Genomic DNA, 14,902 nt, shown 5'->3' with positions numbered 1-14,902 from the left:
TAGCTTTGCTTGCAAAGCAAACTCTTCGCCCGAGCGTACTCGCGCCCGGTCGAGCGTACCGGCCAGAAACAGAGGATCCCATGACCGCGCCAGCCGACATGAACGACTTCAACAAGCAGGTCGTAGAGGAATTCCGCGCCAACGAAGGCAAGGTGGGCAACTACTTCGAGGGCAAGAACGTGCTCTTGCTCACCACCACCGGCGCGAAGAGCGGAGCGGAGCGCCTGTCCCCGCTCGTCTACACCCGCGACGGCGACCGCTACGTCGTCGCCGCGTCCATGGGCGGCGCGCCGAAGAACCCGGCCTGGTACCACAACCTGGTCGCCAACCCGAAGGTCACGGTCGAGGTCGGCACCGAGAAGTTCGAGGCCACGGCCACGGTGATCGCCGACCGCGCCGAGCGCGACCGCCTGTACGCGGGCATGGTGGCGCACGCCGAGGGCTTCGCGGAGTACGAGACGAAGACCGACCGGGTCATCCCGATCGTGGTCCTCGAGCGCTAGGAACCCACCGGCGCGGGCTCGGCGCGCGTCTCGGCAGGACGTCCGGTTTCCTGCCGTTCCGCGCGCCGGGCTTCCTTGCGGGCGATGAGCTGCTTGCCGACGTCGATCAACGGCTTCTCGACCCAGCGGTGGATCAGGTCCGCGATCGCCAGGCCGACCAGGAACACCGTCAGCGCCGAGACCGTCCGGTGCGTCCCGAGCCCGGGCACCGCCTGCACGACCGCGAAGTGCACCGGCCCCTGGAGCAGGTACAGCGAGTACGACCGCTCGCCGACGAACCGCATCGGGGCCGTGCTGAGCAGCCACCGCAGCGGGCCCGGGCTCACCAGCACGATCAGCAGGAGCATCGTCAGCGCGGCGTACGCGACCAGCAGCCACAGGTTGTTGCGGGTCTCGTGCCAGAGGTCGTCGAAGTTCGTGTGCAGCAGCGCGAACGCCCCGACGATCGGGATCGCCGCCAGCGGGTGCGTCAGCGGCTTCAGCAGCGCGTACCCGCGGCGGTAGTGCAGCAGGATCGCCAGCAGGCAGCCGCCCGCCAGGATGAAGTAGTGGATCGTCGAGCGGTAGATCGCCGTCTGCGAGTACTCGAGGACCCAGCCGCCGGTGGTCAGCGGGACCAGCGCCAGCAGCGCGACCATCGCCACGCCGACCAGCAGGAACTTGCGCTTCGCCGCCCCGATCCCGATTGCCACCAGCAGGAACGGCCAGACCAGGTAGAACTTTTCCTCGATTCCGAGCGTCCACGAGCCGCTGAAGAAGTTGTCCGCGCCGTGGGTGGCCGCCGGCAGGAATTCGTTGAGGAACGTCAGGTAGTACTTCAGTGCCTGCGGGAAGTCTCGTGAGTGGAACTCGCCGCGCAGGACGACGAACGCGACGATCCCGCCGAGGATCACCAGGTACGGCGGCAGGATCCGGAACACGCGCCGGATGTAGAAGTTCGACAGCGAGATCCGGCCGGTGCGGTCCTGCTCGCGCAGCAGCAACGTCGTGATCAGGAACCCGGAGAGCACGAAGAAGAGGTAGACGCCGACCCAGCCCGACAGCCACGTCCAGTTCGGCCCGCCGAAGTGGAAGAAGATGACCATCGTCGCGGCGAGCGCGCGCAGGCCGTCGAGCCCCGGGAACCGCCGCATGCCGAGGTAGTCCTCGTGGCTCATCGTGCGCAAGACGGTTCCCCTAACGGTGTGACCAGGCCGGCCGAGTATATGGCGCCGGATCCCCGGATCATTTCCCGGCCGGTGCCCGCCTCACCCCGCCCGGAAGACGTTCCCGGCGTCGTACCGGCGCTTCAGTTCCCGGAGCCGCCGCAGGTCGGCGGCCGGAAAGACGCTTTCCGCGACCTCGTCGGGCGCGTGCTCCCCGTAGACGAACGGCAGGAGACGGCCGGTCGTCCACGGCGCCAGCGCGTCGAACAGCTTCGCGTGCGCGCGCCGGACGGCCGCGACCCCGTCGTCGCCGACCATCGACAGCGCCCGGACGACGAACTCGGCCGACCGGTCCCAGCCGGGACCCGGCGTCTCCGGCGTCCGGGCGAGCGCGCCGCCCAGCCGGTCGATGATGAGCACGGGCGGCGCGGCCGCGCCCGGGCCGGCGTGCTCGACGACCGCCTCGAGCATCGCGTCGTTCAACTGGGACACGGTCGCGTTGGTGCCGTGGTAGCCGTGCGGCTGCCGCGGCTCGGCCGCGATCGACCCCGACTCGGTGAACGGCATCGGCCGCAGCGTGTCCGCCAGTGCCGGGGCGACCGCCCGCAGCGGCGCGACGAGGTCGTCGCCGTCCTCGCCGAGGTAGGCGATCCGGACCTGGGCGACGTGCCGGCCGCGCACGGGTTCGGGCACCATCGGCAGGTCGGGGTACTGGATCATGGCCAGTGACGTCGTCAGCGTGTCCGGCGCGGCCGCCGACCACGTCCGCCAGGCCCGCAACGCGGCCGGCACGTCGGCGCTGTCGAAGGTCAGGCTGCCGCCGTAGAGGTCGCTGACCGGCATGAGGTCGAACTCGATCGCCGTCACGACGCCGAAGCCGGCGCGGCCGCCGCGCAGCGCCCAGAACAGGTCCGAGCCCGGCTCGGCCCGCCGGAGCTCGCCGTCGGCGGTCACGACGTCGAGGGCGCGGACGTGGTCGGCGGCGCGGCCGTACCGGCGGGCCATCAGCCCGAAGCCGCCGCTGAGCGTGTAGCCGACGACGCCGACGTCCGGGGACGAGCCGCTGAGCGGCGCCAAGCCGTGCCGGCCGGCGGCTTCGACCACCGCCTCCCACCGGACCCCGGCTTCGACGCGGGCGGTGCGGGCGCCGGCGTCGATCTCGACGCCGGTCATCCGCCGGGTGCTGATCAGGACGCCGTCGGTGCCCGCGGTCAGGCCGTGCCCGGTGGCCTGGACCGCGACGGGCAGCCGGTGCTCGGCCGCGTACCGCACCGCGGCGGCGATGTCCTCGGCGCTTTCGGCGGCGACGACGGCCGCGGGCGAGGTGGGCACCGCCGTCTGGAATCCGGCGGTTTCTTCGGCGTAGCCGTCCTGACCGGGGTGGAGGAGGTTCATTTCGGGTCCTTTCCTTCGCTGCCTCCAGCTTCGAGCGAACTCGATCAGAAGTCCAAGATCTGGTTTTTCTACTGGCTAGAATCAGTGCTTATGGAACTGCATCAGCTCGCGTACTTCGTCGCCGTCGCGGAGGAAGGCAACTTCACGCGCGCGGCGGAGCGGCTGCACGTCGCCCAGCCGGGGGTGAGCGCGCAGGTCAAGCGCCTGGAGCGGGAGCTGGGGCAGGAGCTGCTGGACCGGTCCGGGCGGACGGTCCGGCTCACCGACGTCGGCGCCGCGGCCCTGCCGCACGCCCGGGCCGCGCTCGCGGCGGTGCAGGGCGTGCGCGAAGCCGTCGAGGAGCTCGCCGGGCTGGTCCGCGGGCAGGTCGCGATCGGCGCGGTGACGTCGGCGGGCCCGGTCCGGCTGCCCGACCTGCTGGCCGGCTTCCACGAGCGGTACCCGGCGGTCGAGATCACGTTGTCGGAGGCGAACTCCGACACCATGCTGGCCGCGCTGCGCGAGGGACGGCTCGACCTCGCCGTCGTCGGCCTCGTGACCGGCCCGCCACCCGGCATCGCGACGCAGGTGCTGCTCGACGAGCCGTTCCTGGCCGTCACCGCGCCGTCCGGTCCGCTGGCCGGCCGCGACGAGGTCGAGATCCCCGACCTCGACGGCCTGCCGCTGATGGCGCTGCCCAAGGGGACGGGCCTGCGCACGGCGTTGGACGCCGCCTTCGCCCGGGTGGGGCGCACGCCGCGGATCGCGTTCGAGGCGGCCGACCCGAACGTCCTGGTGCAGCTGGCGACGCGGGGGCTCGGGGTGGCGATCGTGCCGGAGTCGCTGGGGCGGTACTACCAGCCGCAGCTGCAGGTCATCGGGATCCGCGGGCCGGGACTGCGGGGCGTGCTCGCGCTGGCGTGGCGGACGGAGGGGCCGTTGAGCCCGGCCGCCCGCGCGTTGATCGCGTTCGCCCGGGCGGCCTACCGCTCTTGACACGTCGTCAACAACGGCGTTCCCTGGAGATCCAGGAGGTGCGCCGATGCCCGAACCCGCCCTTCGCGACGCCGTAATCGGCGCCGGGCTGCTGGCCGGCAGCGCGAACGTGATCATGCAGCTGTCCCGCGCGCCCGTCGGGCACGGCGTCCTGGAGAGCCGGGTCGACAGCGGCAACCTGTTCCGCCACCCGGTGAAGCGGACCCGGACCACGCTGACCTACCTCGCGGTCGCGACGATGGGCACCGACGCCGAGCGCGCGGCCTTCCGGAAGGGCGTCAACCGGGCCCACGCGCAGGTGCACTCGACCGCGTCGAGCCCGGTCGCCTACGACGCGTTCGACGCCGACCTCCAGCTGTGGGTCGCGGCCTGCCTGTACAAGGGCATCGAAGACGTCCTCCTCGCCTTCGCCGGTGGTGAGCCGGAGCGGTTCTACGCCGACGCGGCTGCCCTCGGGACCACGCTGCAAGTGCCTCCCGAAAGGTGGCCCGGCGACCGGGCGGCCTTCGAGGAGTACTGGGCAGGCGGGCTGGCCGAGGTGCACATCGACGACGCCGTCCGCCGCTACCTCACCCGGATCGTCGACCTGGAGTTCCTGCCGCCGGTCTTCGCCGTGCCCGGACGGCGGTTCCACCGGTTCGTCACCACCGGGTTCCTCCCGCAGCGCTTCCGCGACGAAATGCGGCTGCCCTGGACCGCCGCCGACCAGCGCCGCTTCGAGGCGCTCCTCGCCGCGCTCGGCCTGGTCGTCCGCGTCCTGCCCGGCCCGCTGCGGCGGTTCCCCTTCAACGTCTGTCTCCGGGATCTCCGGTGGCGGTTGCGCACCGGCCGCCCGCTCGTCGGGAGTTGACCGCCTCGCGCGGGAACGCGAGGGTGGGCCGATGAGTGGCGATGAAGAGCGGCACGGCGTCAAGCTGAGCAGTCTCGACCAGGAGGTCTTCCCCGACGCGGGGGTCACCAAGCGCGAGCTGCTCGACTACCTCGAGGCGGTGTCCGGCCGGATGCTGCCGGAGCTGCACGACCGGCTGCTGAGCGTCGTGCGGGTGCTGCGCGGCCAGGGGCCGTTCATGCAGAAGAACCTGCCGAAGTACACCCCGGAGTGGGTGGCGCGCCGGGCGCTGTGGGCCGACCGCTCGCGGCGCGAAGTCGTCTACGCGCTCTGCAACGACCTGCGCACGCTGCTCTGGTTCGGCAACCAGCGCGCGATCGAGTACCACACGACGCTGTTCCGCGGTGAGCCCGCGAGCGGGCCGACACACTTGATCCTCGACCTCGACCCGCCCGCGGACGCCCCGTTTTCGCTGGCGGTGGGCGCCGCGAAACTGGTGCGGGAGGCGTTGCGCAAGGACGGCCTCGACGGCGCGGTGAAGACCAGCGGCTCCAAGGGCGTCCACGTCTTCGTACCGCTCGCGCCCGGGCAGCCGACGGAGGACATCGCGGCGGCGACCCGCGCGGTGGCGGCCCGGGCCGAGCGGATCGACCCGGCCCTGGGCACGACGGAGTTCGTGGTCGAGCGCCGCGAAGGCAAGGTGTTCCTGGATTCGACGCGGGCCGGCGGCGCGACGGTCGTCTCGGTCTACAGCCCGCGCCACCGCCCGGGCGCGCCGGTGTCGTTCCCGGTCCGCTGGGCCGACCTCGACGACGTCAAGCCGGCCGACTTCACCGTGCACACGGTCCCGGACCTGCTGGGTGCGGGCGACCCGTGGACCGGGGAGATGCCCGAGCCGTTCGTGCTCCCCGCGGACCTGGTCGAGGAGGGCCACACGATCCCGATCGCCCGGGTGGTCGCGATGCACGAGGGCAAGCGCCGCGCCCGCGCGGCCCGCGAGTCCGGCTCCTGATGCAGTGAACGGCTGCTGGGTCAGGCGGCCTGGTTGTGGCCGGGCCAGGCGTGGCCCAGCGGCCGGCGCAGGGACGAGCGGGTGATCGCGACGATCCGGGCCGGCCGGTGCGAGACCGCGACGCGGTGGCGGGCCAGCCAGACGACGTCCCGGCCGAACGACCACGCCAGCGCGGTCAGGGCGACCGCGACCGCGGCGAACGTCACCGACGCCGGCAGCAGCTCCGAGACCGCGACCACCAGGACGACCCCCTGCACGGCCGCGACCGTCTTGCGCGCCATGCTCGGGTACAGCGGCGCGGTCAGCCAGGGCATGGTCCACGAGGCGGCGACGAACACGTACCGCATCAGGCCGATCGCCAGCACCCACAGCCCGAGCGTGCGGGACACCTGGATGCAGAGCAGCAAGATCAAGAACGCGTCGACCTCCATGTCGAAGCGCGCGCCGAACTCCGACGCCGTTCCGGTGCGGCGGGCCACCTGGCCGTCGAGACCGTCCAGGAGCAGCGCGACACCGACCAGCCCGACCAGCCACCCGAGGGAAAAATCACCCTCGGCGATGAGCGCCGCGGCGCAGCCGACGAGGATCGCGCGGGCGAAGGTGATCCAGTCCGCGGGCCCGAAGGCGCCGCGGCCGCTGCGGCGCAGCCCCCACTCGGTGAGCAGCACCAGCGCAAGGCTGTAGACGACTCCGGTCGCCCAGGCGAGCGGCGGGAAACCGCCCCCGAAGACCCCCGCGGCGAGCACCGGCGCCGGAACCACCGCACGCAGGAGAAGGTCCTGTTTGATCATCGTCGACTCCGCGAATTGCTCATAGGGTGGCGACACCAGCCTCCGGTCGCCTGCTGAGGAGAAACACGTGGAACAGGCTTTCTGGGTTCAAAGTCCCGGCTCGGGACAGCTGCGCGAGGAGCGGCTGCCCACGCCCGGACCGGACGACGTGCTCGTCCGCACGCTGTGCTCCGGGGTGAGCCGCGGCACCGAAACCCTCGTCTTCCGCGGCGGCGTCCCGGCGAGCCAGCACGACGTCATGCGCGCCCCCTTTCAGGAGGGCGAGTTCCCCGGCCCGGTCAAGTACGGCTACCTCAACGTCGGCGTCGTCGAACAGGGCCCGGCGCACCTCGAGGGCAAGACGGTCTTCTGCCTCTACCCGCACCAGACCGCGTACGTCGTCCCGGCGACCGCGGTGACGCCGGTGCCGGATGCCGTCCCGCCCGGGCGAGCGATCCTGGCCGGAACGGTGGAGACGGCCGTGAACGCCGTGTGGGACGCGCGCCCGCGGCTCGGCGACCGGATCGCCGTCATCGGCGCCGGGATGGTCGGCTGCAGCGTCGCGAAGCTGCTCACCGGCTTCCCGGCCGCGCGGGTGCAGCTGATCGACGTCGATCCGGCCAAAGCGGACATCGCCGCCGCGCTCGGGGTCGAGTTCTCGATACCGGAGGAGGCGCTCGGCGACTGCGACCTCGTCGTGCACGCGAGCGCCAGCGAGGCCGGGCTCGCCCGGGCGCTGGAGCTGCTCGCGCCGGAAGGGGAGGTCGTCGAGCTGTCGTGGTACGGCGACCGGCGGGTCAGCGTCCCGCTCGGCGAGAACTTCCATTCGCGACGCCTGGTGATCCGCAGCAGCCAGGTCGGAACGGTCGCGCGGCCCGATCGCAGCTACGCCGAGCGCCTCGGCGTCGCGCTGGATCTGCTGGCCGATCCGGCGTTCGAAGCGCTGGTCAGCGGCGAGTGCATGTTTAAGGATCTTCCTTCCGTGCTACCCCGCCTGGTCACCGATGAACTTTCCGCCCTGTGCCTCCGTGTCATGTATCAGCCGCATTGACCACGTCCACCCGAACGCATCGGAGGTCTTGGTGTTCAGCATCACCGTCCGTGACCACGTGATGGTCGCCCACAGCTTCCGCGGGGAAGTCTTCGGTCCCGCGCAACGCCTGCACGGGGCGACTTTCGTGGTGGATGCGACGTTCCGCCGGGCCGAGCTCGACGAGGACAACATCGTCGTCGACATCGGCAAGGCCACGGAGGAACTCGGGGCGGTGCTGAGCGACCTGAACTACCGCAACCTCGACGAGGAACCCGAGTTCAAGGGGATCAACACCTCGACCGAGTTCCTCGCGAAGGTCATCGCCGACCGCCTGGCCGACGCCGTCCACGCCGGACGCCTCGGCGAAGGCGCGCGCGGCCTCGACGGGATCACCGTCTCGCTGCACGAATCGCACATTGCCTGGGCGAGTTACGAGCGTGCACTGTGAACAGTCTGTACGTGATCCTCCCCGGGGACGTCGACGACTCGTCCGTCCCCAGTGGCGGCAACACCTACGACCGCCGGATGTGCGACCGGCTCGCCGCCGCCGGTTTCGACGTGCACGAGATCGCCGTCTCCGGCAGCTGGCCGCGGCCGGACACCGAGGCCCGCGCGGTCCTCGGCCACCTGCTCTCCGCGCTGCCCACCGGCTCCGCCGTGCTGCTCGACGGCCTGGTCGCGTGCGGCGTGCCCGAGGTCGTCGTCCCGCAGGCGCGCCGGCTGTCGGTGTCGGTGCTGGTGCACCTGCCGCTGGCCGACGAGACGGGCCTGCCGCCCGCGCTCGCGGCCGAGCTCGACGCGCTGGAGCGCGAGACGCTGCGGGCCGTCGGCTCGGTCGTCGCGACCAGCGAGTGGGCCGCGCGCCGCCTGATCGGCCACCACGGCCTGGCCCCGCACCGCGTGCACTCGGTGACGCCGGGCGTCGACCCGGCGCCGCTCGCCGTCGGCACCGACGGCGTGTCCCGCCTGGTCTGCGTGGCCAACGTGACCCCGCGCAAGGGCCAGGGCGTGCTCGCCCAGGCCCTCGAAACCGTCGCCGACCTGCGCTGGACCTGCGAATGCGTCGGGGGGATCCGGCGCGAGACCAAGTACGTCGAGCGGCTGCGGGAGCACCGCCTCGGCCCCCGCTTCACGCTCACCGGCCCCCGGACCGGCCGCGCGCTCGAGGCGACCTACCACACCGCCGACCTGCTCGTGCTGCCCTCGCGCGCCGAAACCTTCGGCATGGTCGTCACCGAGGCCCTCGCCCGCGGCGTGCCGGTGCTGACCACCGATGTCGACGCGTTGCCCGACACCGTCGGCGTCGCGCCGGACGGCTCGGTGCCCGGCATGCTCGTCCCCGGCGACGACGTCGAGGCGCTCGGCGCCGCCCTGCGCCGCTGGCTCACCGAGCCGGCACTGCGGTCGCGGCTGCGCGCGTCGGCGAAGCTGCGCCGCGAGACCCTGACCGGCTGGGACGACACCGCCCGCCGGATCGCCGAGATCCTGCACCGGCAGGAGGCGGCGGCATGACCGCGTTCGCACCCGACTGGCTCTACCTGCGCGAACCCGCCGACGCCGCGGCCCGCGCCACCGAACTCCTCGGCCCGCTCCGCGACTTCTTGCCGACCGGCGAAGACATCGTCATCCGCGACCTCGGCTGCGGCACCGGCTCGCTCGGCCGCTGGCTGGCCGCCCGCCTGCCCGGCAGCCAGCACTGGATCCTGCACGACCACGACACCGACCTGCTCACCCACGCCCAGGCGAGCCTCCCCGGCACCGCGCTCGACGGCAGCCCGGTCGACGTCGTCGCCGAGCAGCGCGACATCACCGCGCTGCGGGCCGCCGACCTCGCCGGGACGTCGCTGGTCACCGCGTCCGCCCTGCTCGACCTGCTGACCAGGGACGAAGTCACGGCCTTGGCCACGGCGGTCGTCGAAGCGGGCTGCGCGGCACTGCTGATGCTGTCGGTCACCGGCAAGGTGGAGCTCTCGCCCGCCGACCCGCTCGACCCCGCGATCGCCGCCGCGTTCAACGCCCACCAGCGCCGGGTCACCGAAGACGGCCGCCGGCTGCTCGGCCCGAACGCCGTGGACGTCGCCGCGACCGCGTTCGGCAGGCTCGGCGCCACGGTCGTCCGCGCGGACAGCGCCTGGCGGCTCGGCCCGGACCAGGCCGAACTGCAGCGGCAGTGGCTCGAAGGCTGGGTCGGTGCCGCCGTCGAAGAGCTGCCGGAGCTGCGCCCGGTCGCCGAGGTCTACCTGCAGCGGCGGCTGGAGATGGCCGCGGCCGGCGAGCTGCACGCGGTGATCCACCACGGCGACCTGCTGGTCCTGCCGCCGAGCGTGGAGGCGGCGGCATGAAGCGGGCACTGGCCTGGCTGCGGATCCTCGGCGCGGCCGGCATCCTCGCCGTCCTCGTCTGGCAGCTCGGCAGCGCCGCCTTCCTCGACGGGCTCGGCCGGATCAGCGTGCCCGGCGTGCTCGCCGCGCTCGCCATCGGCTTCGCGACGACGCTGTTCAGCGCGGGCCGCTGGCAGATCGTCGCCACCCGGCTCGGCCTGCGGCTTTCGCTGCGCACCGCCGTCGCCGACTACTACCGCGCGCTGTTCTTCAACGGCGTGCTGCCCGCAGGCGTCCTCGGTGACGTCCACCGCGCGGTGCAGCACGGCCGCGACAGCGGGGACGTGCCGCGCGGCGTGCGGGCCGTCGTCCTGGAGCGCACCGCGGGCCAGGTCGTGCTGATCGCGTCGGCGGTCACCGTCGTGCTCGCGTCGCCTTCGGTGGTGCCCGGCGCGTTCCGCGAGGTCGTCGTGGTGGCCGGGGTGGTCGTCGTGCTCGCCGCCGTCGCCGCGCTGGTCGTCGGCCGCCTGCTCGGCGGCCGCTGGATCCACAGCCCGTCGAAGTGGCGCCGCGGCTTCGCGGTCACCCTCGCCGACGTCCGGCTCGGCCTGCTGACCCGCGAGACGTGGCCCAGCGTGGGCTTCCTGTCCGTCGCGACCCTGGCCGGGCACCTGGCGCTGTTCGTCGTCGCCGCTCGCGTCGCCGGGGTCGGCGCGCCGGTGTGGCAGCTCGTGCCCCTGATGGTCCTCGCGCTGCTCGCGATGGGCCTCCCGCTCAACATCGGCGGCTTCGGCCCGCGCGAGGGCGTCTGCGCCCTGCTCTTCGGCGCGGCCGGTCTGGGAGCCGCCCAAGGTGTCACCGTCGCCGTGGTCTACGGCGTGCTCACGCTCGTCGCGAGCCTGCCCGGCGCCGGTGTCCTGTTCGTCCGGAGTGTCGCCGGGTTCCGCGAGACCCGCGCTCCGCACACCGGTGTCGTGCCCGCTCCGCGCGCGGCGGCCGGCACCGGGATCGAATCGGAAGTGGGGTTGAAGTCATGACCGCAAGTGACGTCAGTGATCTTGCCGGGGGTCTACCGCGCCGGGCGGTGGTCGAGCGGGTCGTCGAAACCCGGCTGCCGACCCGGCACGGGACGTTCCGCGCGGTCGGGTACCTCGACCGCACCGGCACCGAGCAGGTCGCCCTGGTCTACGGCGACGTCGCCCCGCTGGGCGCGCTGGTCCGGGTGCACAGCGAATGCCTGACCGGCGACGTCTTCGGCTCGACGCACTGCGAGTGCGGCGACCAGCTGGCGGTGGCGCTGGACCGGATCGTCGAGGAGGGCTCGGGCGTGCTCGTCTACGTCCAGGGCCACGAGGGCCGCGGGATCGGCCTGCTCGCGAAGCTCGAGGCGATGCGCCTGCAGCAGGACGAGGGTCTCGACACGGTCGACGCGAACGTGGCCCAGGGTCTCCCGGTCGACGCCCGCGACTACCACGCGGCGGCGGGCATCCTGACCGACCTCGGCATCCGCTCGGTGCGGCTGCTGTCGAACAACCCGGCGAAGGTCGAACAGCTCACGCGCTACGGAATCCGGATCAGCGAGCAGGTTCCACTGCTGGTTCCGCCGAACCCGGAGAACCTGCGGTACCTGCGGACGAAGGCCGAGCGGATGGCCCACCTGCTGCCGCACCTGGGCCAGGCCTATTCAGGCGCCTAACACCTCGAGGACGCCGGCGAAGCGCTGGACCAGCGTGTCCAGCACGACGTGCCCCTTGGCTGCGCTCGCCAGCGAAGGACGGCCGACCACCCCCGACTCCGTGTACGCCCGCAGGCCCAAGGTCAGCAGGTGGTCCCGGTCGGTGACGTGGTCGGCCGTTTCGTGTCCGGGCCGGACCAGGTGCGGGTGGGCGTGCAGCAGGATCGACGTCTCCAGCTCGCCCGCGTGCATGTCGTCGTCCAGTGACGTCCGCAGGCCGGCCGCGGTGTGCGCCGCCTGCCAGTCCGCGACCCCGGGGAACAGCGCCATCGCGCCCGCCGCCTCCTGGACCACATTGGACAGTACGTAGTTGCCGCCGTGCCCGTTGACCAGCACGAGCCGGTCCACCCCGGACGCTTTCAGGGACGCGGCGATGTCGGTGACCACGGCGTGCAGCGTGCGCGCCGAAATGCTCACCGTGCCGGCCCACCCCGCGTGCTCGTGCGAGCACGAGATCGTGATCGGCGGCAGGTGGAGGACGGGGTACGCCGCGGCGACGGCTTTCGCGAGAGTCGCCGCGATGACCGTGTCGGTCGACAGCGGCAGGTGCGCGCCGTGCTGCTCGAAGCTGCCGACCGGCAGCACCGCGATCGACGCCCGCCGCTCCTGCTCGTCGACGGTGGTGGCGAGCGGGAACAGATCGGTCATCTCCGCGGCCCTTCTCTATGTTGGTGGCATGACCGAGCATGCCGCACTACTGGACGTCGCGCGCGAGGCCGTGGCGAAGGCGACGGAGATCGTCAGGTCGCGCCCGAGTTTTTCCGTTTCCGCGAAAGGCGATCGCGACCTGGTGACCGACGTCGACACCGCGGTCGAGGACGCGCTGCGGGAGTTCCTCGCCGCCGAGACGCCGGAGATCGGGATCCTCGGCGAGGAGCGTGGCCGCAGCGGGGACGGCGGGGGCCGCTGGTGGGCGCTCGACCCCATCGACGGGACCGCCAACTTCGCCCGCGGAATTCCGCTCTGCGGGATTTCCCTGGCGCTGGTGGACGGCGAGCACAGCACGGTCGCCGCGATCACGCTGCCGTACCTCGGCGTCACGTACACCGCCGCGCGCGGCGAGGGCGCCTTCGCGAACGGAAAGCGCGTCGGCGCTTCCACCGCGACGGAAGTGTCCGACGCGATGATCGCCGTCGGGGACTTCGCGATCGGCGAGCTCGCCGAGGAGAAGAACCGCGCCCGGCTGACGCTGCTGTCGGACCTCGGCGCGCGGGCGCAGAAGATCCGGATGCTCGGCACGGCGGCCATCGACCTCGCCTGGGTGGCGGACGGAAAGCTCGACGCCGCACTGATCCTGTCCAACAACCCGTGGGACACCATGGCCGGCGTGCTGCTCGTGCGCGAGGCCGGCGGCGTCGTCGTGGACCGCGACGGCAGCGAGCACACGGTCGGTTCCGCGGCGACGATCGCCGTCGGCGCCGGGCTGCGCAAGGAGATCGTGGACGCACTTGATCGGGCGTACGGGGTTGTTCGTTAGGATTCCTGGGTACACCGTGGGCGGCGCCACAGCGCTTGTTTGCGCTGTCCGCGCAAGGTTTTCGGTTACGTTGGTACCGGTCGGCCGCGCAGGCTGGCATGCTGACCGGATCTCGTCGGCCACATCGGAGAATGGTGGATGCTCGTGGAAAGTCGCCGGATCCGCGATCGGTACCGGCTGCTCGAGCCGATCGGCGGCGGTGCGATGGGCACGGTGTGGCGAGCCCAGGACGAAAAGCTCGACCGCACCGTGGCGATCAAGGAACTCCTGCTGCCGCACGACCACGACGAGCAACGCACCCAGGAAGCGAAGAACCGCGCGATGCGCGAGGCGCGGATCGCCGCCCGGTTGCAGCATTCCCACGCGATCACCGTGTTCGCCGTCCTCGAGGAGGAGGACCGGCCGTGGCTGGTGATGGAGTACCTGCCGTCTAAGAGCTTGGCCCTCGTGCTCGGCGAGGAGCCGGCCACGGTGGACGACGCCATCCGCGTCGGCGTCCAGATCAGCTCGGCGCTGGCCGGGGCGCACCGCGCCGGGGTTGTGCACCGCGACGTGAAGCCGGCCAACATCCTGGTCGCCGAGGACGGCACGGCGAAGATCACCGACTTCGGCATCTCGCGCGCGATCGGTGACGTCAAGCTGACGGCCACCGGGGAGATCGCCGGAACGCCCGCGTACCTCGCGCCGGAGGTGGCCCGCGGCGAGGACGCCGACTTCGCCGCCGACGTCTTCTCGCTCGGGGCCACGCTGTACGCCGCCGTCGAGGGGCAGTCGCCGTACGGCACGGCCGACAACCCGATCGCCTTGCTCTACAAGGCCTCCAGCGGCGAGATCGTGCCGCCGGAGAAGGCGGGCCGGCTGACGCCGCTGCTGCTGCGGATGCTCGCCTCCGAGCCGGCCGAGCGCCCGTCGATGGACGAGGTCGAGCAGGAGCTGCTGGCGCTGCTGCCGGACGCGGAGCCCGGCGACTCGGTGCTCGCGGCGACGGTGCCGGAAACCGAGCCGCCCGCGGTCCCGACCGTGCCGGCCGCCGTCTCCGTGCCCGCGGGCGAGGTCACCACGGTGTCGCCGGGCGCCCGCAAGGGCCTGATCGCCGTCGGGGCGGGCGCGGCGCTGCTGTGCGTCGCGGTCGTCGTGGCGATCCTCCTCGTCGTGCGGCAGAAGGCCCCGGACGGCAACGTCGCCGCGCCACCGCCGTCGCCGACGCCGTCCACCTCGGCGTCGGCGACCCCTTCGGCGTCATCGCCGGCGCCGTCGTCTTCCCCGTCGCCGACGCCGCCGACCTCGGCCACCTCGGCTCCGCCGACTTCGCCGACGGTTTCGACGGTGTCTTCGTCGAAGACGGCGGCTCAGGCGCTGAGCGACTACTACTCGCTGCTCCCGAACAATCCGCAGGCGGCGTGGAACCTGCTCACCGACAAGTTCAGGGCCTCCCGCAACCAGACCTACGAGAAGTACAAGAACTTCTGGAGCCAATACCGGAAGGTGGAGGCGTCCAGCGTCAAGGAGGTCGGGACCAACCAGGTCACGGCGCACGTCACCTACGACGGGGCCAAGCCCGAGAACGACACCTTCACGCTGGTCCAGGTGAACGGAATCTGGATGATTGACTCGCAGAGCTGAACCTTCCCGGCCTGGGGTGCGTGTGACGTATGAGCCGTCACCGCCGTCGACCCACGCTGGAGGTAGCCGTGTCTGTTTCCGAAC

16 protein-coding genes are annotated in these 14,902 nt (G+C 72.2%); 12 read left to right on the top strand and 4 right to left on the bottom strand.

The genetic code is table 11. The features are described 5' to 3' along the window. The first annotated feature begins 80 nt into the window (after nt 1–80). Nucleotides 81–503 (top strand): nitroreductase family deazaflavin-dependent oxidoreductase, encoded by a 423-nt coding sequence (locus QRY02_RS32370; RefSeq protein ID WP_285986609.1) that lies wholly within the window; start codon nt 81–83, stop codon nt 501–503. Here QRY02_RS32370 and QRY02_RS32365 read toward each other — a convergent pair. Beyond that, entirely contained in the window at nt 500–1,660 is a 1,161-nt protein-coding gene (locus QRY02_RS32365) for an acyltransferase family protein (protein ID WP_285993971.1), read from the bottom strand. The two genes, QRY02_RS32370 and QRY02_RS32365, sit on opposite strands and share 4 nt — an antisense overlap. Before the next feature lie 90 nt (nt 1,661–1,750). Beyond that, entirely contained in the window at nt 1,751–3,043 is a 1,293-nt protein-coding gene (locus QRY02_RS32360) for an FAD-binding oxidoreductase (RefSeq protein ID WP_285986608.1), read from the bottom strand. 90 nt (nt 3,044–3,133) lie between these two features. On the opposite strand from QRY02_RS32360, the gene QRY02_RS32355 reads away from it, so the two are divergent. The 3 genes from QRY02_RS32355 to QRY02_RS32345 are packed head-to-tail and all read left to right on the top strand — an operon-like array spanning nt 3,134 to nt 5,859. Then, nucleotides 3,134–4,018 carry a LysR family transcriptional regulator gene (locus tag QRY02_RS32355; protein WP_285986607.1) on the top strand — a complete coding sequence of 295 codons (885 nt, stop codon included), beginning with the start codon at nt 3,134–3,136 and terminating at the stop codon, nt 4,016–4,018. 46 nt (nt 4,019–4,064) lie between these two features. Continuing rightward, nucleotides 4,065–4,868: an oxygenase MpaB family protein gene (locus QRY02_RS32350; RefSeq protein WP_285986606.1), complete on the top strand. Its 804-nt coding sequence runs from the start codon at nt 4,065–4,067 to the stop codon at nt 4,866–4,868. Nucleotides 4,869–4,899: 31 nt separating this feature from the next. Then, nucleotides 4,900–5,859, top strand: a complete 960-nt coding sequence (locus QRY02_RS32345) for a DNA polymerase domain-containing protein (RefSeq protein ID WP_285986605.1) — start codon at nt 4,900–4,902, stop codon at nt 5,857–5,859. 20 nt (nt 5,860–5,879) lie between these two features. Here QRY02_RS32345 and QRY02_RS32340 read toward each other — a convergent pair whose 3' ends face one another. Continuing rightward, nucleotides 5,880–6,650, bottom strand: a complete 771-nt coding sequence (locus QRY02_RS32340) for a CDP-alcohol phosphatidyltransferase family protein (protein ID WP_285986604.1) — start codon at nt 6,648–6,650, stop codon at nt 5,880–5,882. Nucleotides 6,651–6,717: 67 nt separating this feature from the next. Here QRY02_RS32340 and QRY02_RS32335 point away from each other — a divergent pair, with 67 nt between their 5' ends. The 6 genes from QRY02_RS32335 to ribA are packed head-to-tail and all read left to right on the top strand — an operon-like array spanning nt 6,718 to nt 11,679. Then, nucleotides 6,718–7,680: a zinc-dependent alcohol dehydrogenase gene (locus QRY02_RS32335; RefSeq protein WP_285986603.1), complete on the top strand. Its 963-nt coding sequence runs from the start codon at nt 6,718–6,720 to the stop codon at nt 7,678–7,680. A gap of 31 nt (nt 7,681–7,711) precedes the next feature. Then, complete coding sequence (locus tag QRY02_RS32330) at nt 7,712–8,110, top strand: 6-pyruvoyl trahydropterin synthase family protein (protein ID WP_285986602.1); 399 nt, start codon at nt 7,712–7,714, stop codon at nt 8,108–8,110. Next, nucleotides 8,107–9,174, top strand: a complete 1,068-nt coding sequence (locus QRY02_RS32325; RefSeq protein WP_285986601.1) for a glycosyltransferase family 4 protein — start codon at nt 8,107–8,109, stop codon at nt 9,172–9,174. Before QRY02_RS32330 ends, QRY02_RS32325 begins: the two co-directional genes overlap by 4 nt. Then, on the top strand, nt 9,171–10,004 hold the full coding sequence (locus tag QRY02_RS32320) for a methyltransferase domain-containing protein (RefSeq protein ID WP_285986600.1): 834 nt from the start codon (nt 9,171–9,173) through the stop codon (nt 10,002–10,004). Before QRY02_RS32325 ends, QRY02_RS32320 begins: the two co-directional genes overlap by 4 nt. Further along, nucleotides 10,001–11,020 carry a lysylphosphatidylglycerol synthase transmembrane domain-containing protein gene (locus QRY02_RS32315; protein WP_285986599.1) on the top strand — a complete coding sequence of 340 codons (1,020 nt, stop codon included), beginning with the start codon at nt 10,001–10,003 and terminating at the stop codon, nt 11,018–11,020. The genes QRY02_RS32320 and QRY02_RS32315 overlap by 4 nt, the downstream gene beginning before the upstream one ends. Next, entirely contained in the window at nt 11,017–11,679 is a 663-nt protein-coding gene (gene ribA, locus QRY02_RS32310; RefSeq protein ID WP_285986598.1) for a GTP cyclohydrolase II, read from the top strand. Before QRY02_RS32315 ends, ribA begins: the two co-directional genes overlap by 4 nt. Here ribA and QRY02_RS32305 read toward each other — a convergent pair. Continuing rightward, a complete protein-coding gene (locus QRY02_RS32305; RefSeq protein WP_285986597.1) occupies nt 11,668–12,366 on the bottom strand; it encodes a creatininase family protein in 699 nt (232 codons plus the stop codon). The genes ribA and QRY02_RS32305 overlap by 12 nt on opposite strands. A 28-nt stretch (nt 12,367–12,394) precedes the next feature. Here QRY02_RS32305 and QRY02_RS32300 point away from each other — a divergent pair, with 28 nt between their 5' ends. Together QRY02_RS32300 and QRY02_RS32295 are read left to right on the top strand one after the other, a co-directional pair. Then, a complete protein-coding gene (locus QRY02_RS32300) occupies nt 12,395–13,195 on the top strand; it encodes an inositol monophosphatase family protein (RefSeq protein WP_285986596.1) in 801 nt (266 codons plus the stop codon). 138 nt (nt 13,196–13,333) lie between these two features. Further along, nucleotides 13,334–14,818, top strand: a complete 1,485-nt coding sequence (locus QRY02_RS32295) for a serine/threonine-protein kinase (RefSeq protein WP_285986595.1) — start codon at nt 13,334–13,336, stop codon at nt 14,816–14,818. The last annotated feature ends 84 nt before the right edge of the window (nt 14,819–14,902 follow it).

The sequence above is a fragment of the Amycolatopsis sp. DG1A-15b genome, assembly GCF_030285645.1.
Taxonomy (GTDB): Bacteria; Actinomycetota; Actinomycetes; order Mycobacteriales; family Pseudonocardiaceae; genus Amycolatopsis.
This window is presented reverse-complemented; position numbering and strand designations above follow the sequence as displayed.